Annotated in this window: 21 protein-coding genes; 9 read left to right on the top strand and 12 right to left on the bottom strand. The window is 68.0% G+C overall.

Annotation, left to right across the window (positions count from 1 at the left end):
• The first annotated feature begins 32 nt into the window (after positions 1-32).
• Positions 33-1,550, top strand: a complete 1,518-nt coding sequence (locus tag H9L09_RS17785) for an SNIPE associated domain-containing protein (RefSeq protein ID WP_187578155.1) — start codon at positions 33-35, stop codon at positions 1,548-1,550.
• Between the two features lie 104 nt (positions 1,551-1,654).
• Here H9L09_RS17785 and H9L09_RS17780 read toward each other — a convergent pair whose 3' ends face one another.
• The 3 genes from H9L09_RS17780 to H9L09_RS17770 form a co-directional block, all read right to left on the bottom strand.
• Entirely contained in the window at positions 1,655-2,833 is a 1,179-nt protein-coding gene (locus tag H9L09_RS17780; RefSeq protein ID WP_187578154.1) for an IS110 family RNA-guided transposase, read from the bottom strand.
• A 690-nt stretch (positions 2,834-3,523) separates the two neighbouring features.
• On the bottom strand, positions 3,524-3,787 hold the full coding sequence (locus H9L09_RS17775) for a TM2 domain-containing protein (protein ID WP_187578153.1): 264 nt from the start codon (positions 3,785-3,787) through the stop codon (positions 3,524-3,526).
• A gap of 387 nt (positions 3,788-4,174) precedes the next feature.
• The gene (locus H9L09_RS17770; protein WP_187578152.1) at positions 4,175-4,534 is read right to left on the bottom strand and encodes a P-loop NTPase family protein; all 360 of its coding nucleotides are present in this window, start codon (positions 4,532-4,534) and stop codon (positions 4,175-4,177) included.
• A gap of 391 nt (positions 4,535-4,925) precedes the next feature.
• Between H9L09_RS17770 and H9L09_RS17765 the strand changes: the two genes are divergently transcribed.
• Together H9L09_RS17765 and H9L09_RS17760 are read left to right on the top strand one after the other, a co-directional pair.
• On the top strand, positions 4,926-5,309 hold the full coding sequence (locus tag H9L09_RS17765; RefSeq protein WP_187578151.1) for a TetR/AcrR family transcriptional regulator: 384 nt from the start codon (positions 4,926-4,928) through the stop codon (positions 5,307-5,309).
• Positions 5,302-5,661: a hypothetical protein gene (locus H9L09_RS17760; RefSeq protein ID WP_187578150.1), complete on the top strand. Its 360-nt coding sequence runs from the start codon at positions 5,302-5,304 to the stop codon at positions 5,659-5,661. Before H9L09_RS17765 ends, H9L09_RS17760 begins: the two co-directional genes overlap by 8 nt.
• A 182-nt stretch (positions 5,662-5,843) precedes the next feature.
• Here the strand turns inward: H9L09_RS17760 and H9L09_RS17755 are convergent, their stop codons facing one another.
• The gene (locus H9L09_RS17755; RefSeq protein WP_187578149.1) at positions 5,844-6,575 is read right to left on the bottom strand and encodes a DUF4386 domain-containing protein; all 732 of its coding nucleotides are present in this window, start codon (positions 6,573-6,575) and stop codon (positions 5,844-5,846) included.
• Positions 6,576-6,713: 138 nt separating this feature from the next.
• Positions 6,714-6,896, bottom strand: a complete 183-nt coding sequence (locus H9L09_RS17750) for a hypothetical protein (RefSeq protein ID WP_223164109.1) — start codon at positions 6,894-6,896, stop codon at positions 6,714-6,716.
• A 437-nt stretch (positions 6,897-7,333) separates the two neighbouring features.
• Between H9L09_RS17750 and H9L09_RS17745 the strand changes: the two genes are divergently transcribed.
• Complete coding sequence (locus H9L09_RS17745) at positions 7,334-8,953, top strand: DEAD/DEAH box helicase (RefSeq protein ID WP_223164108.1); 1,620 nt, start codon at positions 7,334-7,336, stop codon at positions 8,951-8,953.
• A gap of 67 nt (positions 8,954-9,020) precedes the next feature.
• On the opposite strand, the gene H9L09_RS17740 is transcribed toward H9L09_RS17745, so the two are convergent.
• A complete protein-coding gene (locus tag H9L09_RS17740; protein WP_187578147.1) occupies positions 9,021-9,890 on the bottom strand; it encodes a hypothetical protein in 870 nt (289 codons plus the stop codon).
• A gap of 36 nt (positions 9,891-9,926) precedes the next feature.
• On the opposite strand from H9L09_RS17740, the gene H9L09_RS17735 reads away from it, so the two are divergent.
• The gene (locus tag H9L09_RS17735) at positions 9,927-12,983 is read left to right on the top strand and encodes a DEAD/DEAH box helicase (protein WP_187580973.1); all 3,057 of its coding nucleotides are present in this window, start codon (positions 9,927-9,929) and stop codon (positions 12,981-12,983) included.
• Between the two features lie 24 nt (positions 12,984-13,007).
• On the top strand, positions 13,008-13,643 hold the full coding sequence (locus H9L09_RS22840) for a GIY-YIG nuclease family protein (RefSeq protein WP_425491695.1): 636 nt from the start codon (positions 13,008-13,010) through the stop codon (positions 13,641-13,643).
• 21 nt (positions 13,644-13,664) lie between these two features.
• Here the strand turns inward: H9L09_RS22840 and H9L09_RS17730 are convergent, their stop codons facing one another.
• Positions 13,665-14,060 carry a lamin tail domain-containing protein gene (locus H9L09_RS17730; protein ID WP_246456546.1) on the bottom strand — a complete coding sequence of 132 codons (396 nt, stop codon included), beginning with the start codon at positions 14,058-14,060 and terminating at the stop codon, positions 13,665-13,667.
• Between the two features lie 484 nt (positions 14,061-14,544).
• On the opposite strand from H9L09_RS17730, the gene H9L09_RS17725 reads away from it, so the two are divergent.
• On the top strand, positions 14,545-14,940 hold the full coding sequence (locus tag H9L09_RS17725) for a hypothetical protein (RefSeq protein WP_187578145.1): 396 nt from the start codon (positions 14,545-14,547) through the stop codon (positions 14,938-14,940).
• 263 nt (positions 14,941-15,203) lie between these two features.
• Here H9L09_RS17725 and H9L09_RS17720 read toward each other — a convergent pair whose 3' ends face one another.
• The 3 genes from H9L09_RS17720 to H9L09_RS17710 form a co-directional block, all read right to left on the bottom strand.
• Positions 15,204-18,077: a vitamin B12-dependent ribonucleotide reductase gene (locus tag H9L09_RS17720; RefSeq protein ID WP_187578144.1), complete on the bottom strand. Its 2,874-nt coding sequence runs from the start codon at positions 18,075-18,077 to the stop codon at positions 15,204-15,206.
• Positions 18,078-18,225: 148 nt separating this feature from the next.
• Complete coding sequence (gene nrdR / locus H9L09_RS17715; protein WP_187578143.1) at positions 18,226-18,711, bottom strand: transcriptional regulator NrdR; 486 nt, start codon at positions 18,709-18,711, stop codon at positions 18,226-18,228.
• Positions 18,712-19,081: 370 nt separating this feature from the next.
• On the bottom strand, positions 19,082-19,450 hold the full coding sequence (locus tag H9L09_RS17710; RefSeq protein ID WP_187578142.1) for a hypothetical protein: 369 nt from the start codon (positions 19,448-19,450) through the stop codon (positions 19,082-19,084).
• Between the two features lie 154 nt (positions 19,451-19,604).
• Here H9L09_RS17710 and H9L09_RS17705 point away from each other — a divergent pair, with 154 nt between their 5' ends.
• Positions 19,605-20,546, top strand: coding sequence for a TAXI family TRAP transporter solute-binding subunit (locus tag H9L09_RS17705; RefSeq protein WP_187578141.1), 942 nt, complete (start codon positions 19,605-19,607; stop codon positions 20,544-20,546).
• Here H9L09_RS17705 and H9L09_RS17700 read toward each other — a convergent pair.
• Complete coding sequence (locus tag H9L09_RS17700) at positions 20,485-21,885, bottom strand: sensor histidine kinase (protein WP_187578140.1); 1,401 nt, start codon at positions 21,883-21,885, stop codon at positions 20,485-20,487. The two genes, H9L09_RS17705 and H9L09_RS17700, sit on opposite strands and share 62 nt — an antisense overlap.
• 3 nt (positions 21,886-21,888) lie before the next feature.
• Positions 21,889-22,545 carry a response regulator transcription factor gene (locus tag H9L09_RS17695; protein ID WP_187578139.1) on the bottom strand — a complete coding sequence of 219 codons (657 nt, stop codon included), beginning with the start codon at positions 22,543-22,545 and terminating at the stop codon, positions 21,889-21,891.
• A 100-nt stretch (positions 22,546-22,645) separates the two neighbouring features.
• Here H9L09_RS17695 and H9L09_RS17690 point away from each other — a divergent pair, with 100 nt between their 5' ends.
• On the top strand, positions 22,646-24,769 hold the full coding sequence (locus H9L09_RS17690) for a TRAP transporter permease (RefSeq protein WP_187578138.1): 2,124 nt from the start codon (positions 22,646-22,648) through the stop codon (positions 24,767-24,769).
• The last annotated feature ends 25 nt before the right edge of the window (positions 24,770-24,794 follow it).

Raw genomic sequence — 24,794 nt, 5'->3', positions numbered from 1 at the left:
ATCGCATTCAGGGGGACACCACTATGAACAGCATGCCACCAGCCGACTGGTACCCGGACCCGCGGGACTCCGGCCAATTGCGCTACTGGGACGGACAGCAGTGGACGGAGCGCCGCTCCGCGAGGCAGCAGCCGTCGGTTCACGCGGCAGTACTCTCGGCGACGCCGGCGGCCGCATCGGACCTAGGTGAAGATCGGCCAGCCACGCAGTCTGATCCCGGTGCGCCCCGGGCTGCCGCGCCGCGGTGGCAGGAGAAGTCGTCGACCAAGGTTCCGCTGTTCGGCGCCCGCAAGCATGCGCTGCAGACCTCGGAGGAGTTGGAGCGGCTGCGCTCGGAGATGGAGCGTTTGGGCGTCCTCGACGTCGCCGAGTTGCGTCGGGAGCGTGAGGAGCTGCAAACGCAGGTCGCGCAACAACGCGCCGCGTTCGAGCAGGAGCGGTCGGCCCTGGACGCGAAACTGGTCGAGTTGAGGCGCAACGTGGTACTGACCCAGGAGGCGGAGATACTGCAGGAGGTCGGCATCTACGAGTACCGGCACCCGCTCGCCGACTCGATCGCTTACAAGGCCGAACTGTCCCAGCTCCAGGACCGGATCAAGACCCTGGCCAGGCAGGAGAACGGCGCAATCCGTGGCGCCACTCAATGGCAGGTCAACGGCTCGGCCGCGCAGGGCCGCAAGATGGTGAAGGATTTCTCCAAGCTGATGCTGCGCGCCTACAACGCAGAGGCCGACAACCTGGTCCGCGGAATGAAGCCCTACAAGCTGGAATCGGCCGTCGATCGGCTGAACAAGGTCGTGAAGACCATCCAGAACCTCGGCAAGACCATGTCGATCGAGGTCACTACGGAGTACCACCGGTTGCGTATCCGCGAACTCGAACTCGCCGCCGACTACCAGGAGATGCTGGCCAGGGAAAAGGAGAAAGAGCGGGAGGAGCGCGAACTGCTCCGTGAGCAGCGCAAGGTCGAGCAGGAGATTGCTCGTGAAAAGGAGCGGCTGGAGAAGGAGCGTCAGCACTACAGGAACGCTATCCAGGCGCTGCTCGACAAAGGGGACACCGAGGGTGCGGAGCGGATGCGTGCGCAGCTCGACGACGTCGAGAAGGCCATCGCCGACGTTGACTACCGAGCCGCGAATGCCCGTGCCGGCTACGTCTACGTGATTTCTAACCTCGGAGCCTTCGGAGAGCGAATGATCAAGGTAGGAATGACCCGCCGTCTGGAGCCGCGTGACCGGATCCGGGAGCTCAGCGACGCGTCCGTCCCGTTCAACTTTGACGTCCACGCGTTGTTCTTCGCCGACGACGCGGTCGGCATTGAGTCCGAGATGCATCGACGACTCGCAGCCCAGCGAGTGAACAAGGTGAACCTGCGCCGGGAGTTCTTCTACGCCACTCCGGCTGATGCCCGCGATCTACTCGCCGAACTGGCCGGCGAACTCCTCGAGTTCGAAGAGTTCCCCGAAGCGGTTGAGTTCCACCAAAGCCAGAACGCCCTTGACGCCACCGTGCGGTCGGAAAGCGAGCTCACCGTCATCTCCAGCGCCTGAGCCACAACCTGCGACACCTGCATCGAAGCCTCTGACTCCAGCGACATGGAGGTACGGTTCCTGCGATCATTTCGATCGCGCGTCATACCGGCTCCCTTCTGTTGTCAACCGGTCAGGCGTAGCGTCTTCCTTGCGGGTCCGGGAAGTGGCTGATCCGAAGTGTCGATGTGCGGGGGCAGGTCGACCGCGCTGGATTCTTGAGTCGCCCCGCAGTGCCCTCCCGGGCCCGCGCTTGGGTGTTGTCCGGCATCGAGTTGGGCGTCCTCGAGCAGCTGTCGGTAAATGGCGTCGGAGATCCTGCGCTTGAGGCACCTGATCGCCTCGAGGGGCTTCTTGCCCTCGGCTCGCTTGCGTCGGTAGTAGACCCGGCCGTCGGTGTCGAGGCGGAGCTGGTTAATCGCGGCGATGTGGATCATGTGGTTGATCCGGCGGTTCCCGGCGCGGGAGAGCCGGTGGCGGTTCTGCTCACCGGAGGAGGCATCGAGGGGTGCGGTGCCGGTCCAGGAGGCGAACCGGTTGCGGTCGGCGAAGCGGGTGACGTCCCCGACGTCGGCCAGGACCCGGGCGGCCACGACGGGGCCGACGCCGTGGAGGTCCATCAGGTGTGAGCCGCGGGCGAGCACGATGGTCTTGAGTTCGGCGGTGGCCTTCTTGATCTTGGCCTCGACCGCGATGAGCTCGGCCAACTCCTCGGCGGCGATGCGTCGGCGGGTCTTGCCGGCGATGTCGCGGGGGCGGACGGTGGCCAGCATCGCTTTGGCCTGGCCGGTGGTGAGGTCACGTTTCGCCTGCCCTGGCAGGAGTTCAGCCAGCAGTGCCTGGAGTCGGTCGACGGTCTGGACCCGGCGTCTGGTGAGTGCTTCGCGGCGGTCGGTGAGCATCCGCAGGGCTTCGAGTTCCCCGTCGAGTTGCAGCACCCGCAGGCTCTTGGTGCGGACCGCGACGACCGCGACCGCGTGGGCATCGTGGGCGTCGGTCTTGCGGTTGTGACCGGTGTCGAAGAGCCGGACCCGAGCAGCGAGCTTGGCGGGGACGTCGACGACCTGCTCGCCGTCTTCGAGGAGTCGCTGCGCAAGCGGCCGGCCGGCACCGTTGCTGCCCTCGACCGCCCAGACCCGGTCGGGCCACTTCTTCGCGTAGGTCCGCATCGCTGCGTAGCCGGCTCGGTCGGTGGTGAACCGACCTGACCCGAGCAGCTGCTCGCGCTCGTCGACGACCTCGATCGTGGCCGACAGCTTGTGGGGATCGACCCCGATGATGACCTGCTCAACTTGCTGACTCATATGTTGCTCCCGCCTGTGCTCGATCCGATGGGGTCGGCGAGGTGGGCATTGCTACTACGAGCAGGGCAGTCCCTTCTTGAGCCACGCCTCGTCACGGTGACCGACGGGCTGCAGACCGATAGTGAGCCACACCAGATCAGCTCGGTGGGCAGCCGCATGAAGAGCTTCCCGCCGATCACCTGGACCGAGTCTGGCCAGACGCCGGCCCTAGGGGAATCGTCTAGTAGCCGCGTTAGCCGGGCCTGTGCCGCGTCAGGCGGCTGGCTGAGTAACTGCTGCGATTCTCGTCCAGAGTGTCGGTGGTGTCTGCCATCATTGGGGGGTTGGTGGGCTGAGCCCGGTTCTCCGGGTCCTGTCTCTGCTGGTGGCATTCGCAGCAGTCCTGTTCCACATCCTCATCTCAAGCAACCCGGCCGAAATTGGCTCTGATGAGAGGAAGGAGGTGGTCTACATGACTCGTGGTGACCTTGCCAAAAGCGGACTTTCCGCCTCAGCGTTGGTAATCGCAGACCTCTGTGTCTTTGTGTTCACCACCGCAGGGTCAGGCTGAGTCCATCAACCTCTCCGCAGTACCGAGCTACGTCAATCCGCCGCCAGAAGCCGCGCTGAATCTGCTTGAGCCAGGACGCCACAAATACACTGTGCCTAAGTCAGCGGGTCGCCCGACCTAGGCACAGTGCGTGAGAGCGTTCAGTGAGCGGCTGGCTCAACCCACTTGCCGGCGTTGTCGAAGACGAACTCGTCCTGGTACTTCCCGAGCTTGACGAGCGCGACGATGAAGTCGACCAGCGGCCAAATGCCGAGCGTGGCCCACGAGCCGATCAGGAATTTGAAGATGCCGAGCCCGACCTGGCCGCGCATGAAGCGGTCGACGCCGAAGCCGCCGAGAAAGAAGCACAGCAGGACGAAGACGACCTTGTTGACCCGGCGGGTCGAGACTGTAACGGTGTTCAAGGTGTTGAGCCTTTCCGGTTCTTGTTGAGAGTGAGTTTGTCGGTTGGCATTGACGCCCGTACGAGTAAGGCGAGCGCAACCAGATGCACGTCCAGGAAGGTAAAGGGTGACGGAGTTGCGCCGCAGCAAAACGGACAAATCGTCCCGGAACTCGCGTTGTCGCAGAACGCGACGACCAACCTGGTGACGTCATCTGCTCATGCACATGGCGTCCGCTCTGCGCTCAACCTGGCGGCCGTTCAGGAGCTCTGGATAGCTCATCTGCTCTGATGCGCTCGTCGGATCGGCATGCGGCACTCCGCCGCCTGCCGGCGCACCTCGAAACACGCTCAACTGCTTGTTATGCCGGTAATCGCGACGCGGCCTCGGGCCGTTGGTCGTCTTGCGTCAGTCGAGCGACCGCAAAGTCTCCGGCGCAGGAAAGGGCAGCTCGAAGACTTGTGGTCTCGCCCCGACCGCTGAGGCGCTGCCGAACTCATCAGCAAGGACGACGATGCTCGATCGGTTCACCTCGCCGATGCGCACGCGACGCTCCCCGCCATCCGAGAGCCGCAAGCTGTAGCGGTTGGCGAGGTAGCCGATCCCGAGCGTCTCGAGCGCTTCCTCGGCATCGGGCCAGTCTGCCGGCGACTCGGTGCGTTGGCGTCCTAGCAGGTCGATGATGTGAAATCCGTCGCCGGCGGGCACCATCCAGCCGAGGAGCTCGCCGTCGGGGCGGCGGTGCTCTATCCAGTCGGGAGTGGGCATGGCTGCGAGCCTAAGGGTCGGGAGCCCAGGGGTCGGGGCGTGGCTGGGAGCGCACCCTTCCGCCGCGTGTCGGCGTGTCTGCAGGCTCGCTCAGAGGAGCGGCCAAGCGCGCCGCTCGCGTCGTCGGCATCGCTTGTCCGTAGAGCCACCCATGCCAACCACAATGTCCGCCCGATCCTGAGGGGCCACTGCCATTGACTTCGGGGGCGCGGCCGCGGCCCCGGCTCAAAGCAAGCCAAGGACGTCTGCGTAGAAGCCGATGGACCGCGGACTGAACAGAGTCGATAAAGGAGTCGCGTCCGCGTCCCGTTCTTGTTGCCCAGGGTCGAGAGTCGGCAACACCGGTGGTCATTACTTGAACGAACGGTCAGTTATCAATTACTCTGGCGGCATGGGACGGCAGCGCGGCTACGACGAGGGCGAGGTGCTCGACCGCGCGGCCGCGACCTTTCTGCGGGCGGGCTACGAGGGCACCTCCATTGAAGAGCTGGTGGGGGCCACGGGCCTGCACCGCGGGAGCCTCTACCAGGCGTTCGGGAGCAAGCGGGGCCTGTTCGTCAGCTGCCTGCGCCGACAGGTGTCCGAGCATCCCGGCAGCGAGGACACCACCGACCTGGTGCTGGTCGCGCTGCTCGAGCTCGCCCCTCGCGACGAGGAGGTCCGTGGCCTGCTCGGCGAGCACCTTGACCGGCGCGGCGTCACCGCGACCGACCTGGGCCGACGCCTGCTGACCCGGGCACTGATGGACGAGACGAAGGACGACGGAGATGCGTAACGACGTGACCCTTACCGGCGACCGACTGGTCGTGGAGCCCCGTGGCCTCGACAAGCTGTGGGGTCTGCGACGGCAGATCGAGGTCCCGCTGGCGCAGGTGCGCGGGGCGACGTACGACCCCGAGGCCTTCTACGCCGGCAAGGGACTGCGCGCGCCGGGCCTGGCGCTACCGAATGCGAAGTGGGTCGGCACGTTCTTCCGTGACGGGCAACGGACCTACTGGAACGTCTGCCGCGGCGGCCAGACGGTGGTCATCGAACTCGACCCGAGTGCTCCGTTCGCGCGGCTGTACCTGTCGGTCGAGGACGGCCGGGCGCTGGTCGACCGGATCAACGCCGCCGTCATCGGTTGACCATGAGCAAGGGAAACCCTTCTTGCCGCGATGAGTGCGTCTAGCCGCCGCGTGTCCGCGTCCGTCTGCGGCTCCACTGCCCCACCGATCGCATGGGCGCCGGCCAACGGCACGGCATCGGTCGCGTGATGCTCGCGATGGTGAGACCGGTCAAAGCGTCACGTGTGAGTCGTGCTGTGCCGTCAGCTGGGTAGGAGCGCCTCGCTTCTGCGGATTGTTTCGGCTAGTGGGCTCGACAAACGGAATCCCTTCCAGGCGCAGTAGATGCCGAGCGACAGTTCCCACGCGGCTTCCGGGAGCGTCAGCAGGCCCGAGGGTCCCTCGCCGTTCTTGTAGACCCCAGCCAGGATCATCAGGAAGGAGAGGATCAGGATCGGGCCGCCGATCAGACCCAATAGCGCCAGCCGCGGGGGCACGAGGGCTGATGTGTACATGAGGTAGCCGAGCAGAATCCCGTTGCCGATGCCGGCCACGAGTCCGGGCCCCCACTCGAAGGCCCACTCGTAGGCGTGCGCGAGGCTGTCGCCCTGAGCCTGCAGCGCGACCGCCTCGACGCCGTTCGCCCCGTTCATAGCGCTGATGACCGATACCAGCGAGAGCATGCTGACAAGCCCGATGGCGGCAAAGACGGACTCGATGGTCCGGGCGGTCACGTAGCTGAGCGCGATCGTCTCGCTCTGCCGACGGGCGATTGGATACAACACGAGAGCGGTCCCGAGCTGAGTGACGATCAGGCCGAACTCGAGAAGCGCACCCCACTTCAGACTCGTGGAGGAGGCGTCCGCGGCGACGAATCGCATGTTCGTCCAGCTTGCCCCCGCCCCGTCGATGAAAAGAAGACGCGCGGGAATGCTCGTTACGAAGGTCCCAATGAACAGCCATCCAAAGATACGGCCGGTTCGGCGCAAATCCATGATCGACTCCCCTCCTGGCAGGCGGTAGAAGCCATAGTCACAAGCCGAAACGGTTGATGTACATCGCCGAATCGGGGTACCGCCGCCGCTGGAACAACCGAAAGCGCAGCAAACCGCCGTCTGTCGGACTCACAGCTATCAGTCGTTCTGGTCGACCTGCGGCCGCCACGGCTCGTGCTCGTGCGAGAGCCAGACCTCCGCTGCGTCGAGCGCGCGGACGAGCCGCTGGCCTTCGGTGCGCGGCTCGTCGAGCTCGGCGAAGAAGACCGCCGTGTCGCCGGCGATGACGACGCGACGCCCGTCGGTCTCGACGACGACCACCTGCGACCCGCGTGTGCCCCGGCGCTGGGACGAGCCGCAACCCCGGCAACAGCTCGAGCGTGCCGTCGAAGGGCACGTACTGCGCGCCAAGCGAGGCTGGACAACACACGACTTCGTAGCTGCGCAATCCTCATCGGCCGGGGAGCCGGTTATCGGCCCGCGTCCTTTCGGCGCCACTGCGGGAGGGAATGCCACGCAAGTCGGTGCCCGCACGGTGCGGTGCGCCACAACGGTCGGCACGGGTGGACAGGTGCGCCTCGAACGCACTGCAAACGTGGGCGAGCCCGCTCTGTTCGTGGAGGAGATCCCGATAACGTCCAGGGGTGGCCAGTCCTCGACGATCCAGTGCTCGTCGACGCAGCGCTCCCCCGCGCCGGAGCGGCACGCGACAGCCACAGCGGCCGTTGCCGGCCGCCGGGCCGGGCGAGCGGCTGTGGGTGCTCGACGTCCCTTACGGGACGCAGGTCGACGGCGCCACCTGGCACCCTGCCGTCAAGACCCACCTGTACGTCGGTAATGCCTTGCCCGCGCACCTCGCGCCCTATTCTCCCGGGCCGTACACGCTCGGTCGGTTCATCGAGAACACCCTCAATTCTGACCATCCGACGCCCAGCCCTGAGCCGACCGAGGCGCTCGAGCCCCGGCGCATCCAGTTCGAAGCAGCCGATGCGATCGCGGCGCGCGCCGCGGCGGGCGGACGGCTGTTCCTGCTCGCCGACGAGCCCGGCGTAGGCAAGACGATCGCCGCGGTCCTCGGGGCGACGGCGGTGGGCGACCTCCGCGGTGCGCGACGGGTGCTTGTCGTGGCCGACCGGCCCGCCGCGATCACGATCGGCCACTGGTGCCGCACGATCACGGCGCTGGGACATGGCGGCCTGGAGTGGGTCGTCATCACGTGGGACCGGCTGGAGAAGGTCAATGACCACAACTGGGATGTGATCATCGCGGACGAGGCCCACGCCCTGCGGCGTACGACCACGAAACGGTGGAAGCTCTGGGCACGGATCTCGGGACACGGGCGGCCGCACGACAAGGCGCCCTTCGTCATCGCGACCACCGCGACGCCCGGCCACACGCCGCTTGAGTTGCCGTACCTTGCTCCGGCATATGCGCAGGTGTTGGGCGAGTCGATGCGGGAGTGGACCTCGACGACGCAACCAGGGGACGCGTTCGCCACCGCGCTGGAGCGTCACGGTGTCGCGGTGGAACGAGGACGCTACGGCGCGACGTGGACCGCCGATCCGGCGCGGCGCGCCGCCGACCTCAAGCTCGTGCGCGGCTGGCTCGAAGAGGAACGGCCCCCGGCGATGCTGCACCGCGCCGCGCCGTGGGGTCCGGTGCCGATCTCGGGCATGCCCGTGACGCTCACGCCGGCGGAGCGAGCGGCGTACGAGGCCGAGTGGGGCGAGTTCTGTCGCGAGATGGACATCGCCCGGCGCGGGCGCAACGTCGCCAAGGGTCGGGCTGCGCTCCTGCGCTTCCGGCAGAAGGCCGGGCTCATCCGCGTCGACTCGACGGTCGCCTGGATCGCCCAGCAGGTCCAAGCCGAGCGACAGGTGGCGTGCTCGGTCGAGTTCGTCGCGACCGCCGCCGACCCGATTGCCGACCAGCTGCGTGACTCCGGCATCGAAGTCGCCACGATCTATGGCCGCGACCGGTTCGATCTAGAGGCCGAACGGCTCCGGTTCCAGACCGGGCAGGCGAAGGTCTGCGTCTTCACCACGGTGGCCTCGATCAGCCTGCACGCCGGCGAGACCCTCGCCGACGGCCGGCGCGCGAGCATGGAGCCGCGGGTCGGTGTCTTCCACCAAGCCCGCTTCTCGGGCATCGCCGGACGCCAGGTGACCGGTCGCACTCACCGCGACCACCAAGTCTCACCGTGGCACATCGCGTATGCCGAGGGGACCGTTGAGGAGCAGGTCGGCAAGGTGATGGTGGAGCGGATCGCCGCCGCCTCCGACACTGTGGGCGGCGACACCACCGGCCTCGTCGATGTCGCCGAACTTCTCGGGGCCGACTGGCTGCCGATCACGACCCTGACCGAGGACGGCGCCTGACCAGGGTCGGCTCAGGTGCGGGACATCGGCGGCGTAGGGAAACCTGCTTCCGCTTGACCATCGAGGTTCATGTCGAAGCTTCGTGCGAGGCGGGCACTACGACTGCCGACCTGTCCACGGCAGGACCTGTCCGCCTGGATCCAAGCATCATGGCCAGCCCGGCCACGAAAAGGAACGGCGCAGGGGCAGCCTCGGTCCAGGGACTGGAGTCGTAGGACACATAGCCGACCAGCACCGGTGCCAAGAACATCTGCGGGACTGGGCTCGCCAGCAGCAGGCCACCGAGGACGACAAGACGCAGCGGGAGGCGAGACGTATCGCGGTCAACGGCGCTCATCACCATGAGCACGACGAGCAAGACCGGCCCTCCCAGCAGCCACGCTATGCCGGGGAGAATGACACCCGGGACCTCGACGACGTGCCCAATGATTCCGGACGCCGTCGTCACTGCGGCGAGAGCCATCAGGCTTGCTGCTACAGCCGCGAAGGCGGCACGCCACCCGCGTGAGCGGAGGCCAAGCAGCGCGGAGGGAAGGAGCACGAACGCCAACGCGAGCAGCGCCCACGCCGCGCCCTGCAACACTGCGGCGTTGCCGATCGGCTCCCACTGCGTCCCGGGCAGGTCGACGTCGTAGCGATGGCTCTGCAGCAGCAGGCATGCCTTGGTGTCGTAGGCCCCGGGAACACAGGTCGGCCACCATCGCTCCGCCGCAGTCACGATCTGCATGAGGGCGGCACCGATCAGCAGGATCGCTGTCAGCAAGCGGTCAATCTTCACGTGGTCCCCCGGTTCGACTTCTGTTCGTTCGACGATCTCACCGTAGACGCTGACCGCCGGTGGCGGCAGGATGTGACGGCTCGAGCGGTTGCACCACTCGGAGTCAGGCAGCGCTGCTTCGGCACGGCGTGCCGACGACTCGTGCATCTCGTCTGGCAAGCTGCCTCCGTGGAACGGGGACTCTACGAAGCGCTCATGACGGCCGGGCTGCAGGACCAACTGGCGTCGTACGACGCTTTGCGTGCAGAAGTCGATGCCGTCGACGTGGCCGACCAACCGCATGTCCTTTCCCGGCACCTGCAATCGGTCATCGAGCGAGCCCTCACCGCCACCAAGGACCCAGCCGCACGCCTCGCCTTGGTGAACGGCGTTCTCGATCACCTCAACGAAGCCACCGACCAAGTCAGCGACCCGCCCAGGCAACTGCTCCGCCTTGTCGACGATTCGCCGTTTGGTCAGCCTCCCGCGGGCGCCATCCGACCCCGCACTCCCCTCTCGGATGCGGCCCTTCTCACGAACACTCACGGCGAGCCCAGCTTGGGAGCCGAGTTGCGCGCGGAGCTGGACAGCTCGGACACGGTTGACCTGCTGTGCGCCTTCGTGAAGTGGCACGGGATCCGGTTGCTCGAGCAGGAGCTCGGACGTATCAAGCGCCGTGGCACTCCGTTCAGGGTCGTGACCACCACCTACATGGGCGCCACCGAACGCGCGGCACTCGATCGCCTCGTCCGCGAGTTCGATGCGCAGGTGAAGATCCAGTACGACGCCCAGCGGACGCGGCTGCACGCGAAGGCGTGGATGTTTCGGCGGAACACCGGCTTCGACACGGCGTACGTCGGCTCTTCCAACCTCTCTCGTGCGGCGCTGCTCGATGGCGTCGAGTGGAACGTGCGACTGTCGCACGTCGGCACCCCGACGCTGCTTGAGAAGTTCAGCGCCACCTTCAACACGTACTGGAACGACCGCTCTTTCGAGTCATACGACCCGGATGTTGACCGCGACCGGCTAGATGATGCCCTCGCCGAAGCCTCCGGACGCTCGCAGCACAGCCGCGTCACGATCTCGCTCTCCGGCCTTGAGGTGCGTCCCTATCCCTACCAGCAGGAGATGCTCGAGGCGCTCGACGTGGAGCGCACCGTTCACGGGAGACACCGCAACCTGCTGGTGGCCGCTACGGGCACCGGCAAGACCGTCGTCGCAGCGCTCGACTACCGGGGGCTCTGCAACGAGGAGACCGGCGATCGACCGTCCCTGCTGTTCGTGGCTCACCGCAAGGAGATCCTCGAGCAATCCCTTCGGACCTACCGCGAGGTCCTCTCCGACGCCAACTTCGGCGAGCTCCACGTCGGAGGCATGCGACCTGAGCGGAAGGAGCACGTCTTCGCCAGCGTGCAGTCCCTTACCGCGTATGGCGTTGCCAATATCCCGCAGGACGCCTACGACATTGTGGTGATCGACGAGTTCCACCACGCCGAGGCGCGAACCTACCGGCGGATCCTCGACCACCTGACACCGCGTGAGCTGCTCGGCCTGACGGCCACATCCGAACGCACAGACGGTACCGACGTCCGCAGCTTCTTCGGCGGACGCACGGCCGCCGAGCTGCGACTCTGGGATGCCCTTGGCGCCGATCTGCTGTGCCCGTTCCACTACTTCGCGGTGGCTGATGGCACCGACCTTCGTGACATCAGCTGGAAGCGTGGTCGGTACGACGAGGACGAGTTGTCGAAGATTTACACGGGCAACCACGCCCGTGCCGCCATCGTGCTCAAGCAGCTCAAAGACAAGGTGCTCGATCCAGGCGGCATGCGCGCCCTTGGTTTCTGTGTGAGCGTCGCGCACGCCGAGTTCATGGCCAAGGCCTTCACGGAGGCCGGCGTCCCCGCCCAAGCGGTCAGCGGCACCACTCCGCCGGCAGAGCGGGCCCAGGCGCTCACAGACCTGCGCGAGCGTCGCGTCAACATCTTGTTCGCTGCCGATCTGTTCAACGAAGGGCTCGATCTGCCCGATGTCGATACGGTCCTGTTCCTCCGTCCCACCGAGAGCGCCACGGTCTTCTTGCAGCAGCTCGGCCGCGGCCTGCGGCGCACACGCACGAAGCCGGTGCTTACCGTGCTGGACTTCGTCGGCTACCACCGCAAGGAGTTCCGCTTCGACGCGAAGCTCCGCGCTCTCACAGGTCACACTCGTCGAGGGCTCGAGCGGGAGATCGAACGCGGTTTCCCTTTCCTGCCCTCCGGGTGCCAGATCGTCATGGACCGGCAGGCGCAGACGCTCGTGCTGGAGAACATCCGCTCGCAGATTGCCAACCGCTGGCAGCAGATGGTTGCTGAGCTGCGGTCGTACGGAGACCAAGATCTAGGCTCGTTCCTCGACGAGTCCGGAGTCGAGCTCTCCGACATCCTTCGACGCGGCAGCCACTCGTGGACGCGGCTGCGTCGCGACGCTGGCCTCGTGACGCGGGAAGGCTCAGTCCTAGAGGAGCGCCTCCTCAAGCGGATTCGAGCGTTCGCACATGTCGACGACAGGCGGCGGGCCGAGAGCTATGAGCATCTGCTGAGCGACGACGCACCTGCGTACGCCGACCTCTCCCCCGCCGAACAGCGGATGGCCCGCATGCTGTTCTTCTCACTGTGGCCGGACGGCGGAGGCCACGCGTCGTACGACGATGGGCTGATCGCGCTTCGCCGCGAACGGGCCACGCGGGACGAGCTCCGCTCCGTCGTGGACCTCTCCTTCGACGCCGCGCGGCACCACGCCTTCGACCTGACCGGCTCGCTGGCTCAGGTCCCGCTCAAGGTCCACGCTCAGTATCAGCGCGAGGAGGTCCTCGCCGCCCTCGACTACGCGAGCCTGCAGCGCAAGCCCAACTCGTTCCGCGAGGGCGTCCTCTACGTGCCTGAGCTCAATGTGGACGCCTTCTTCGTGACGCTGACGAAGTCCGAGGCCGACTACTCGCCCACCACCCTCTATCGCGACTACCCGATCAGTCCGACGCTGTTCCATTGGGAGTCTCAATCCACGACTTCTGTCGCCTCGAAGACCGGGCAGCGGTATCTCTCCGGATCGAGCAGCGTCCTTCTGTTCGCGCGCGAGAAGAAGACCGACGAGTTCGGAACGGCGCCGTACTTGTTCCTCGGACCGGTCCGCCACGTCGAGCACAAGGGAGACCGGCCCATAGCGATCACTTGGGAGCTCGCTCAAGCGATGCCGACCGACTTCTTCACGTCCTCAAGTGTCGCGGCCGGCTGATCTTGGCGATGTCCCCATTCGTCCATGCAAAACTGCAGCGATGATGACCAGATGAGTAGCGGCGAGCGCTGGAACGCGACCGAGCAGTTACTGCATCCGGCTGAGACTATGGCTCGGCACGAGGTCTTGAGCCGTCCCAGTCCGGTCCCAGCAACCGCCGGTGTGTACGCGTGGTACTTCGACGAGGCTCCACCTGGCGTACCTCTGGACGACTGCCACGCAACTGAATCAGGACGTCTGCTCTACGTTGGAATCTCGCCGAAGGCGCCCAGCCGAGATGGGCTGCGTCAGAGCCGACAGAACCTCCGCACGCGGATCCGCTACCACTACCGTGGCAACGCGGCAGGGTCGACACTGCGGCTGACCTTGGGATCGCTGCTCGCTGATCAGCTCGGCATCAGTCTGCGACGGGTTGGGTCGGGGCAAAGGCTGACCTTCAGCGATGGCGAGTTCCTCCTTTCAGAATGGATGGCTGTTCACGCCAGGGTCTGCTGGGCCGCGAGCCCCACGCCGTGGCTGTTGGAGACGCATCTGATCGAACAACTATCGCTCCCGCTCAACCTCGATCAAAACAAGCACTCGGGATTCCACGAGCAGCTCAGCAAAGCACGGACCCACCAGCGAGCACGCGCCCGCGCACTTCCCGTTCTTCCCAGGTGAAATGGCAGAGAGTCGAGGCCATCAGCAGGCGGTGTTGCCGTCACCGTCGCCCCACTTGCAGGTGTCAACGGTCGTGCCGCTCTTGTTCTTCAGGGTCGCTTTGTCGCCGGTGTTGTTCCAGACGTACCAGTCCCGGCGCCAGTACACGTCGGTTCGACTGTTGCTGCCCCGACCGGTGTGCAGGCGAACTGTCTTGCCCGGCTTGATTGTGAATCTGCCGAACCTGTAGACGTGGCCGTTGAGGTCGCGCACCGTCCAACCTGTGATGCTGCGCGATTTCTGGCCGAAGTTCTTGACGACCACGTACTCGGCGTTGAGGCTGCGGTTGCTTCCAGTATCAGTGCCCGGCGAATCGTACTGAACGTAGGAGAACCGGACTGGTGAGATGGCGGCCGCATCCACAGAGCTGAGCGGCACGGTCAAGACTGCAGCGACGGCAGTGCAGATAGCGAGTCTGATTCGCATGATCGCTCCCGCAGACACTTCGGGGGTTCAGTACAGAAAACGATACGCAAGCTCGCCATCGCGTCAAGAAGCCGGGGTAACCAGCTTCGGATGCGCGCCACCACAGAGCTTCCACAGCCGCCAAGTCTCGTCGCCGCACCTGACGCGCCCCGATCGACTCGGTACGAGGTATTGCACCTGTCCCGTCGCACATCCCGATGCCGAGTTCTCGGACATTCGAACTCGTCGTCTGATTCGGTTCCTGTGTGAGTCTCGAACCACCTCCACCACCAATCTTGTTGGGCACCGAAATGTTCGACGGCGTCGACGCCTCCGTGGCGGACTTCTGGCGGTTCTCGATGAGCGATCTCCGCACCAACAACGTTCGCGGCTACCTCGCAGAATTCCTCGTCGCCCGGGCCGTAGGCTCGAAAGCGGCACGGGTCGAATGGGACCCGTGGGACGTGACTGCCCCGACGGCACGCGGATCGAAGTGAAGTCATCAGGATTCCTGCAAGCCTGGGCTCAGTCGCGCATCAGCAGGCCCAGCTTCCAAGTTTCCGCCGCCTACGGTTGGGACGCCGCGACCGGCGGTCGGTCACTCGGTCAGGTCTTCAACGCAGACGTTTACGTGTTCTGCCTGCACACCGCGACATCCCACGATCAATACGATCCCCTTCAGGTAGAGCAGTGGAGGTTCTATGTGGCGAGTCGTCCGCTGATAGAAGTTCAGGCGGGCGCTCGGATGGGTCTCACCACCCTCGCGAGGATCTGCGGCGAGCCAGTCACGTATGGCGAACTCGCCAGCAGCATCGCGGCCGCCGCAGTCAGTCAGGATCCAGCCGAAGCTTGAGCCGACGTGACAATTGCCGAGTCCCGTCCCAGCCACCAGTCTGCGGCGGTGTACAGCGCTTTGTAACCTGCGTGATTCGCTGACATCGTTGCGGCGCCGCCACCTCACCATGCAGCTTCCTCAAGAGGTGCCGGGCGTACCTAGCCAGCGGTAGCAGCCGGCGTCCGTCGCGGACTTCTCATACCTGGTGACCACCAAACGGAGAAGGGCCCCAGTCAGATGGCTGGGGCCCTTCCTACATCCGTCGCGTGGCGGCGTCAGTCTTAGCTGCAGCCGCTGGTGCTGCCGCAGCCTTCGCAGACGTAGCAGCTGCCGGCGGGGCGCATCTTGGTGCCGCAGGTGAAGCAGAGCGGGCTGTCGACCGCGGTGCCGGTGATGGCCTCCATCAGCTCGGCGGAGGTGTGGGCGCCCCGGGGCGCCTCCTTCACCGAGGCCGCCTCGACCGACGGCGCGCTCGTGGCGGGCTCGGCCAGGTGGGCGGTCTCTTCCCCGACGGAGCCCTGGTCGACGGCGACCTCCTCGATCGGCTCGTAGGAGCCGGTCTCGAGCTGACGCTGGCGCTCGTCGGCGGAGTAGATCCCCATCGCCGAGCGGGTCTCGAACGGCAGGTAGTCCAGCGCCAAGCGGCGGAACACGTAGTCCATGATCGACTGGCTCATCCGCACGTCCGGGTCGTCGGTGAGACCGGCCGGCTCGAACTTCATGTTCACGAACTTCGAGACGTAGGTCTCCAGCGGGACGCCGTACTGCAGCGAGATGCTGATCGCCATCGAGAAGGCGTCCATCACGCCGGCCAGGGTCGAGCCCTGCTTGCCCAGCTTGAGGAAGACCTCACCGAGACCGTCGTCGGGGTAGGAACCGGCCGTCATGTAGCCCTCGGCGCCACCTACGGTGAACGAGGTGGTGCGCGACGGGCGCGACTTCGGCAGGCGCTTGCGGACCGGGCGCTCCACGACGACCGTCTTGACCTCGGCCGCTGCCTCGGCGGCGTCGGCCGCGTCCTTGGCGTCCTTCTTGGCCTTGCCGCCACCGTCGGAGAGCGGCTGCCCGACCTTGCAGTTGTCGCGGTAGATCGCGGTCGCCTTCAGCCCGAGCTTCCAGGACTGCATGTAGACGTCCTCGATCTCCTCGACCGTGGCCGTCTCCGGCAGGTTCACCGTCTTGCTGATCGCGCCGGAGAGGAACGGCTGGCAGGCCGCCATCATCCGCACGTGACCCATCGGGGCCAGCGAGCGGGCACCCATCGCGGTGTCGAAGATCTCGTAGTGCTCGGTCTTCAGGCCCGGGGCGTCGATGACGTGGCCGTGCTCGGCGATGTACTCGACGATCGCCTCGACCTGCTCCTCCTGGTAGCCCAGCTTGCGCAGCGCGCGCGGGATCGTCTGGTTGACGATCTGCATCGAGCCGCCGCCGACGAGCTTCTTGAACTTCACCAGCGAGAAGTCCGGCTCGATGCCGGTGGTGTCGCAGTCCATCATGAAGCCGATGGTGCCGGTCGGCGCGAGCACCGAGGCCTGCGCGTTGCGGAAGCCGTTCTTCTCCCCCAGCTTCACCACGTCGGCCCACGCCTTGGCGGCGAGCTTGTGGACCTTCTCGTCGGAGATGTGCAGGGTGCGGACCGCGTCGTTGGCGGCCTGGTGCTTGCGCATGACCCGCTTGTGGGCCTCGGCGTTGCGGGCGTAGCCGGCGTACGGGCCGACCACCGCGGCGAGCTCCGCCGAGCGGCGGTAGGAGACGCCGGTCATCAGCGAGGTGATCGTCGCGGCCATCGCGCGTCCGCCATCGGAGTCGTAGCCCAGGCCCATCGCCATCAGCAGCGCGCCCAGGTTGGCGTAGCCGATGCCGAGCTGGCGGTAGTCGCGGGTGGTCGCGCCGATCGACTCGGTCGGGAAGTCCGCGAAGCAGATGGAGATGTCCATCGCGGTGATGATCACCTCGACGGCCTGCGCGAACAGGTCGGCGTCGAAGGTGTCGTCGTCCTTGAGGAACTTCATCAGGTTCAGCGAGGCCAGGTTGCACGAGGAGTTGTCGAGCGACATGTACTCCGAGCACGGGTTGGACGCGGTGATCCGGCCGGTCTCGGGGTTCGTGTGCCAGTCGTTGATGGTGTCGTCGTACTGCAGGCCCGGGTCGGCGCACTCCCAGGCGGCCTTGCTGATCTTGCGGAAGAGCTCGCGGGCGTCGACGGTCTCGATGACCTCGCCGGTGCCGCGGGCGCGCAGACCGAAGTCGGTGCCCTCCTCGACCGCGCGCATGAACTCGTCGGTGACCCGGACCGAGTTGTTGGCGTTCTGGTACTGCACGGAGGTGATGTCGCGGCCGCCGAGGTCCATGTCGAAGCCGGCGTCGCGCAGCGCGCGGATCTTGTCCTCCTCGCGCGCCTTGGTCTCGACGAACTCCTCGATGTCGGGGTGGTCCACGTCGAGGACGACCATCTTGGCCGCGCGGCGGGTCGCGCCGCCGGACTTGATGGTGCCCGCGGACGCGTCGGCGCCGCGCATAAACGACACCGGGCCGGAGGCCGTGCCGCCGGAGGAGAGCAGCTCCTTGGAGGAGCGGATCCGGGAGAGGTTCAGGCCGGCGCCGGAGCCGCCCTTGAAGATGAAGCCCTCTTCCTTGTACCAGTTCAGGATCGAGTCCATCGAGTCGTCGACGGAGAGGATGAAGCACGCGGAGACCTGCTGCGGCGACGGCGTACCGACGTTGAACCAGACCGGGGAGTTGAACGAGAAGTACTGGTGGACCAGCAGCCAGGTGAGCTCGTGCTCGAAGATCTCGGCGTCCGCGACCGAGGCGAAGTAGTCGTTGTCCTCGCCGCCCTTGCGGTAGGTCTTCACGACGCGGTCGATGAGCTGCTTGAGGCTCCACTCGCGGACGTCGGTGCCGACCGCGCCGCGGAAGTACTTCGTCGTCACGATCGTGGAGGCGTTCAGGCTCCAGGAGTCGGGGAACTCCACGCCCTTCTGCTCGAAGACGGTCTCGCCGGTCTTCCAGTTGGTCTGAACGACGTCACGACGCTCCCAGGTGAGCTCGTCGTAGGGGTGCACACCCTCGGTGCTGAACACACGCTCGATCTTCATGCCCTTGGCGCCCTTGCGCTGGGCTGCTCGTGCGGACCCGCTCGCGGTCTCGGTCATGTGCTCCTCTTCCCCTGGAAATGTCTTCGTTGACTGGTGGCTCTGTAGCTGGCTGTTCGTGGCTGTGCTGTCTCGCGGTGTTGCCAAGTGGTGCCAAGTGGTGTGCCCGACGCGCCGCTTCCCCACGACGCGCCGGGCAGTCTGTGGGTCAGCCGCTCGGGACGGCGGCGGGGTGGGGCGTCGCCGCGGCGCGCTCGAGGCGCAGCGCGGCGATCTCGGCCTCGAAGTCCTCCGCGGACTCGAACTGCCGGTAGACGCTGGCGAACCGGAGGTAGGCCACCTCGTCGAGCTCGCGCAGCGGGGCGAGGATGGCCAGGCCGACCTCGTGGGCGGGCACCTCGGCCCAGCCCTCGCTGCGCAGGGTGTCCTCCACCTGCTGCCCCAGGCAGGCCAGGTCGTCCTCGGAGACCGGCCGGCCCTTGCACGCCTTGCGGACACCGCTGACCGCCTTCTCGCGGGTGAAGGGCTCGCTGGCCCCGCTCCGCTTGAGCACGGTGAGCTGCATCTGCTCGACGGTGGTGAACCGCTTCTCGCAGGACGGGCAGGTGCGGCGCCGGCGGATCGCGCCGCCGTCCTCGGCCACCCGGCTGTCCAGGACGCGGGTGTCGGTGCTGCGGCAGTACGGACAGTGCATGGTCTCGCCGCTCCCTTCGCCCGCTCAGTGGTGTCCACCCGTGTAGTTCAACGCCCGGCACCGACAGTTTCTGCCCGGCCAGGACCCCCGTTCCGGGGGCCGACCTGGGGATGAAGCTGTGCGTAACCTGGGGACATCTCGCCCGGACCTGTGTGGAACTGACCACTAACTGTGGAGAACTACACCGGTGTAAGTACTAGATGTAGTGGTAACCGTACGGCGGCGCCCCCGGAGTCGCAACCAGAACGCGGAGATTCTCCGTGTCGGGATCGGACCGGGCGGTAAAACCGCAGGTCAACGCGGCCGAGGGATTTTCAGCGGCGTGAGGAGCCCCGGCGTGTCGCAGGGACCGGGCCGGCGCGCCGCGACCTCAGCGGCAGAAGGCGTGCAGCCGGCCGGCGCGAACGCCGGTCCAGAGGTCGAAGCCGACCCCGGAGTCGACGAACGCCGGTCGCCTCCCGGGCAGCGTGACCACCGCGTGCAGCGGCAGCCCGCCGGCCAGGTCCGCGGGCGCCTCCCCCGACCAGCAGCCGTGCCGCTCGATGAGCCGGTCCACCCGGAGCGCGGCCCGGTCCGCGACGGTCGGGGTCCGTGGCGCGGTCAGCGCGTCCACCGGCCGGCCGGGGCCGTCGAGGCGCACCGTGGTCACCACGGCAGAGAGGCCGAGGTAGCCGGCCCCGAACGCCAGCACGGTCGTCAGCGGCCACAGCACCAGCCCGACGAGAGCGCGTCCGCGCACGCCGCCTCCTGCGAGAGAACCTGCGAGGTCGACGACCTGCGCCCGGGGTGACGATCCTCCTCCGGCAACCCGCCCGCCGCTCGCATATCGGACAAACGATCGGCGTGGGATGCTGGCCTGCGTGGCGCCCGGGACCGGTCTGAGCAGGCGGACGGTGCTCGCCCTCCCGCTGGCGGCCGCGCTGGCCGGCACCGCGGGCTGCCTGGGGACGGAGTGGGACGCGCTGCCGGCGACCCGGCTCTCCCTCGCCACCGGCAACCGGGGCGGCGTCTTCCACCGGTACGGCGGCGCGCTGGCGACCGTCCTGGGCCGGCGACTCACCGGCGTCACCGCGACCACCCGGCCCACCGACGCCTCGGTCGAGAACGTCCGGCTGATCACCGCGGGCACCTGCGACCTCGGCTTCTCGCTCGCGGACACCGCCTCCGACGCGGTGCGCGGCTCGGGCACCTTCGACCGGCCGCAGCACCTGAGCGCGCTGGCCCGGACCTACGACAGCTTCGTGCAGCTGGTGGTCCGCACCGACTCGGGGCTGGAGGACCTGCGCGACCTGCGTGGCACCCGGGTGGGCCTCGGCGCCCCGGGGTCGGGGACGCGGGTGATCGCGCGCCGGATCATGGAGCAGGCCGGGCTCTCGCTCGACGACGTGAAGGTCGCCTCCGAGACGCTGGAGGCCTCCGCCCAGGCGCTGCGGGCCGGCCGGCTGGCGGCGTTCTTCTTCGTCAGCGGCATCCCCAACTCCGCGGTCGCGACGCTGGCCGGCGACACCTCGATCCGGCTGCTGCCGCTGGACCGGTGGGTGCCGGGGATGGTCGACACCTACGGCCCCGAGTACGTCCCCGGCCCGATCCCGGCGTCGACGTACGACCTGCCGGAGGGGGTGGAGACGGTGAGCGTGAAGAACTACATCCTGGCCGACCCGGCGATGCCCGACGACCTCGCCTACGCCATCACCCGGGTCATCTTCGCGGCCCAGGACGAGATCGACCGGCTCGCTCCCGGGGTGCGCCAGCCGAGCCTGGGCGCGGCGATCTTCACCTCACCGGTCGACCTGCATCCGGGGGCGCTGCGCTACTACCGCCAGACCCAGCCCTGACCCGCGGCAGCCACACCGACACCGCCAGCCCGCCGCCGTCGGCCAGGCCCACCTCGACGCGGCCGCCCGCGTCGCGGACCCGGGCCCGCACGATCGCCAGGCCCAGCCCGGTGCCGGCGACGTTCTGGTGCTCGCGGCCGCGGAAGAACCGGTCGCCGACCTTGGCGACGTCGTCGACGGCCAGCCCCGGCCCGTGGTCGCGGACCCGGAGCAGCACCTCGTCGGCCACCGCGCCCACCTCCACCTGCACCGGCGCGCCGGGGGCGAACTTCGCCGCGTTGTCGAGCAGCGCGTCGAGCACCACGTCCACCAGCCCGTCGGTGGACGCGGCCAGCACCTGCCCGGGGGCGTCGACCCGCAGCTCGGTGAAGACCGGCGCCCACATCTCGCACCGGTGCCGGGCCTGGGCCGCGACGTCGGTCGGCACCGGCGTCACCACGTGCGCGCCGACCTGGCTGAGGTCGAGCAGCGAGCCGACGATCGTGCTCAGCCGGTCGGCCTCCTCCAGCACCGTCTGCACCTCGGCGCGCTCCAGCGCGGTGGCGCCCAGCCCCTCGATCCGCAGCCGCAGCGAGGTCAGCGGGTTGCCGAGCTGGTGCGCGGCGTCGGCGACCAGGTCGCGCTGCTGCTGCTGGGAGACCTCGACGTTGTCGGCCATCGTGTTGAACGAGCCGGCCAGCGTCCGCAGCTCCGGCGGCCCGGTCTGGTGGGCGCGGGAGGCGAGGTCGCCGCCGGCCAGCCGGCGGGCCGCGGCGTCGAGGTCGTGGACCGGCCGCATCACCCAGCCGACGAACGGCGCCACCAACCCGAAGACGGTCAGCAGCAGCACGGCCAGGCCGCCGATCGTCAACCACAGCAGCCAGGTGGTCACGCTGTCCTGGACGGAGGCGGTGGGCGCGACCAGCACCACCGCGCCCAGCACCTGGGCGTCGCGGCCCACCGGGCTGCCGATCACCACCGACCCCGTGGACCACGGCCACGCCGTCGGCGGCGGCGTCGAGGGCCGGCCGGCCAGCGCGTCCTCGACGACCTCGGCGACCTCCGGGTCCCCCGAGCCGGCCCGCCCGGTGCGGGCCACCACCTCCCGGTTGGCGTTCGTGACGATCACCGAGCCGCCGTACACCTCGGCGTAGCGCTCGAGGTCCGCGTCCAGCGCCGCGGCGTCACCGGCCTCCAGGGCGTTCTCGGCGAGCACCGCGAAGCGGGTCACGTGGCCCAGCCGGTTCACGAACAGGTCCTGGGTGCGGTCCTCGGCGTACGTCGTCACCAGCGGCACCGTCAGCGCCACCAGGACCAGACCCACCAGGGTCACGGACAGCGCGAGCAACCGGCGGCGCACGGCTCAGGACACCGCGATCCGGTAGCCCACGCCGCGCACGGTCTGGATCAGCCCCGGCCGGCCGAGCTTGGAGCGCAGCGAGGACACGTGCACGTCCAGGGTGCGGGAGGCGCCGACCCACGAGGTGTCCCAGATCCCCTCCATCAGCGACTCCCGGGTGACCGCCTCGCCGCGCGCCTGCACCAGCATGCTGAGCAGCTCGAACTCCTTGCGGGCCAGGCAGAGCGCCTGCTCGCCGAGGAAGGCCTCGAAGCAGGCGTGGTCCAGCCGCAGGTCGCCGAGCTCGGAGACCGGCGCCACCGGGCTCTGCCCGAAGCGGCGCATCACCGCGTCGATGCGGGCCATCAGCACCGCCAGGCTGTAGGGCTTCACGACGTAGTCGTCCACGCCGGCCCGCAGCGCGGACACCAGCGACGCCTCCTCGCGGCGCGCGGTGACCGCGATGATCGGCACCTGGCTGACCTCGCGGATCTGCCGGCACAGCGCCAGCCCGTCCTGGTCGGGCAGCCCCATGTCGAGCAGCACCAGGTCGGACTCGGCGTGCACGAGCACCGCCTCGGCGGCGGTGGCCACCCGCCGCACCTTCAGGTGCGCCCGCTGCAGCGCCGGCACCAGCGCCGCCACCACCCGGTCGTCGTCCTCCACGAGCAGGACGCGCATGCTCACCCTCCCCTGGCCGTCCCCGACGAACCTCAAGCCTCTGTAAAGTCTCGGACCACGACGGACGGTTGTGACCGCGGTCACGCCTACGTTACCCGTCATGCCCCCTTCGACCGCCTTGCGTGACCCGTCGTCCCGGATCGACGTCGACGACCTCGCCGCCGAGTATGACGAGGAGCGTCCCTCCCGCCGGCTCTCGCCCCGGGTCGACCGCATCGTCGGCCTGTGGTGCTTCCTGGTGGCGATCTTCGTGCTCCGGCAGGTGTTCCAGCCCCTCGACCAGGGCAGCCAGTACTACCTGACCTGGTTCCTCGGCCTCACCCTGCCCCTTGTGTTCATCTGCTACCGGGCCCGGGCCAGGTCCCGCGAGGCGGTGGCCGGCGCCGGTGCCGACGACCCGAACGTCCTGGACTGGGTGCTCGCGGCGGTCGCGCTGCTGGTGGCGCTCTACCCGGTGCTGCCGCTGCCGGCGCTGGCCCAGGGCGGTGGCGGCTACCAGACCTTCCTGGACCGGCAGGGCTCGCTGCTGCTGCTCGACGTGGTCGCCGGCACGATCCTGCTGGTGCTGGTGCTCGAGGCGGCTCGCCGTACGACCGGCATGGTCCTCCCCCTGGTCTGCGTCCTCTTCTTCGCCTACGCCTACTACGGCGGCTACCTGCCCGTCACCTGGTCGATCTCGCACATGGGCCTGAACCTCGAGCAGATCATCAACGGGCTCTACAACGAGGCCAGCGGCTTCTTCGGCGTCCCGCTCGACGTGGCGGCGACGTACATCGTGCTGTTCACCATCTACGGCGCCGTGCTGGACCGGATGGGCGCCGGCCGGTTCTTCGTGGAGTTCAGCTTCTCGCTGTTCCGCCGCTCCGGCACCGCGCCGGGCCGGACCGTGGCCACCTCGGGCTTTCTGCTCGGCACCGTCTCCGGCTCCGGTACGGCGACCGCGGTCACCCTGGGCTCGTTCGCCTGGCCGATCCTGAAGCGGGCCGGCTACCCCAAGGAGGCCGCCGGCGGGATGCTCGCCGCCTCCGGCATCGGGGCGATCCTCTCGCCGCCGACCCTGGGCGCCGCGGCGTTCATCATCGCGGAGTACCTCGGGGTCTCCTACATCTCCGTGCTGCTGTGGGCGGTCGTCCCGACGCTGCTCTACTACCTCGGCATCTTCCTGGCCGTCGAGATCGACGCCCGCCGGTTCGGCGCCCGCCGCGTGGACCTGGCGATCGGCAGCCCGCTGCGGCTGCTGGCCCGCTCCGGCTACCACTTCATCAGCCTCGGCGTGATCGTGTTCTTCCTCGCCATCGACGTGCCGCCGTTCCGGGCGGTCGTCTACGCCACGGGCGTGGCCGCGCTGTTCGGGCTGCTCGAGGCGGTGCTCTCGCGGCGTCCGGTGGTCAGCGGCTTCGACGACCCCGACTACGAGCTCGAGCGGATGGAGCTCGGCGACTCGGTGCGCGCCTTCGGCGTCCGGCTCTACGAGGCGCTCTCCAGCGGCATCCGCTCCGGCCTGCCGGTGATCGCGGTCTGCGCCGCCGCCGGCGTGATCACCTCCACCATCGCCAAGACCGGGCTCGGGCAGATCCTCTCCGACCTGCTGGTCTCGGCCGCCGCCGCGCTGGCGCCCAACCCCACCGCGCTGATCATCCTGTCCGCGCTGTTCTCGGCGATCGCGATCCTGATCCTCGGCCTGGCGGTCCCGGTCACCGCCTCGTTCATCCTCAGCTGGGTGATCATCGGCCCGGCGCTGATCCAGCTCGGCGCCGCGGCCCCCGAGGTCGCGATGTTCATCTTCTACTACGCGGTGCTCTCCGAGGTGTCGCCGCCGACCGCCCTGGCCGCGGTCGCCTCCGCGGCGATCACCGGCGGCAAGGTGATCCCGACGATGATGCAGGCCTGCAAGTACACGCTGCCGGCGTTCCTGGCGCCGATGGCGTTCGTGGTGTCCGACAACGGGCCGCTGCTGCTCTCCCGCGGCCCGCTGCTCGAGGTGATCGGCGCCGCCCTGGTCTGCGGCCTCGCCGTCGCGGCACTCGCCGTGGTCACCACCGGCTGGATGTTCGGGCCCACCGGCCTCCTCGAGCGGGTGCTCTGCGTGCCCGCGGCGCTGCTGCTGCTCTACCTGGAGCCGGTCGCGATGATCGCCGGCGCGGTGCTGCTCGCGCTCGCCGTCGGGATCCACCTCGCGCACCGCAAGCGCACCGGCGGCCGCCCGGTCGCGGCCCCCGCCTGACGGCCCGTCCCTCCCTTGTCCCTCC

The sequence above is a fragment of the Nocardioides mesophilus genome, assembly GCF_014395785.1.
Lineage (GTDB): Bacteria > Actinomycetota > Actinomycetes > Propionibacteriales > Nocardioidaceae > Nocardioides_B > Nocardioides_B mesophilus.
Note: the sequence above shows the minus strand (reverse complement) of the source record. Positions and strands in the feature narration are given on the sequence as shown.

Excerpts from the sequence above, each read along its gene's own strand:
- H9L09_RS17720 (WP_187578144.1), bottom strand. The coding sequence starts at position 18,077 with ATGACCGAGACCGCGAGCGGGTCCGCACGAGCAGCCCAGCGCAAGGGC.
- H9L09_RS17770 (WP_187578152.1), bottom strand. The coding sequence starts at position 4,534 with ATGCCCACTCCCGACTGGATAGAGCACCGCCGCCCCGACGGCGAGCTC.
- H9L09_RS17735 (WP_187580973.1), top strand. The coding sequence starts at position 9,927 with ATGACGGCCGGGCTGCAGGACCAACTGGCGTCGTACGACGCTTTGCGT.
- H9L09_RS17755 (WP_187578149.1), bottom strand. The coding sequence starts at position 6,575 with ATGGATTTGCGCCGAACCGGCCGTATCTTTGGATGGCTGTTCATTGGG.
- H9L09_RS17780 (WP_187578154.1), bottom strand. The coding sequence starts at position 2,833 with ATGAGTCAGCAAGTTGAGCAGGTCATCATCGGGGTCGATCCCCACAAG.
- nrdR (WP_187578143.1), bottom strand. The coding sequence starts at position 18,711 with ATGCACTGTCCGTACTGCCGCAGCACCGACACCCGCGTCCTGGACAGC.
- H9L09_RS22840 (WP_425491695.1), top strand. The coding sequence starts at position 13,008 with ATGCAAAACTGCAGCGATGATGACCAGATGAGTAGCGGCGAGCGCTGG.
- H9L09_RS17785 (WP_187578155.1), top strand. The coding sequence starts at position 33 with ATGCCACCAGCCGACTGGTACCCGGACCCGCGGGACTCCGGCCAATTG.
- H9L09_RS17690 (WP_187578138.1), top strand. The coding sequence starts at position 22,646 with ATGCCCCCTTCGACCGCCTTGCGTGACCCGTCGTCCCGGATCGACGTC.
- H9L09_RS17765 (WP_187578151.1), top strand. The coding sequence starts at position 4,926 with ATGGGACGGCAGCGCGGCTACGACGAGGGCGAGGTGCTCGACCGCGCG.
- H9L09_RS17760 (WP_187578150.1), top strand. The coding sequence starts at position 5,302 with ATGCGTAACGACGTGACCCTTACCGGCGACCGACTGGTCGTGGAGCCC.
- H9L09_RS17695 (WP_187578139.1), bottom strand. The coding sequence starts at position 22,545 with ATGCGCGTCCTGCTCGTGGAGGACGACGACCGGGTGGTGGCGGCGCTG.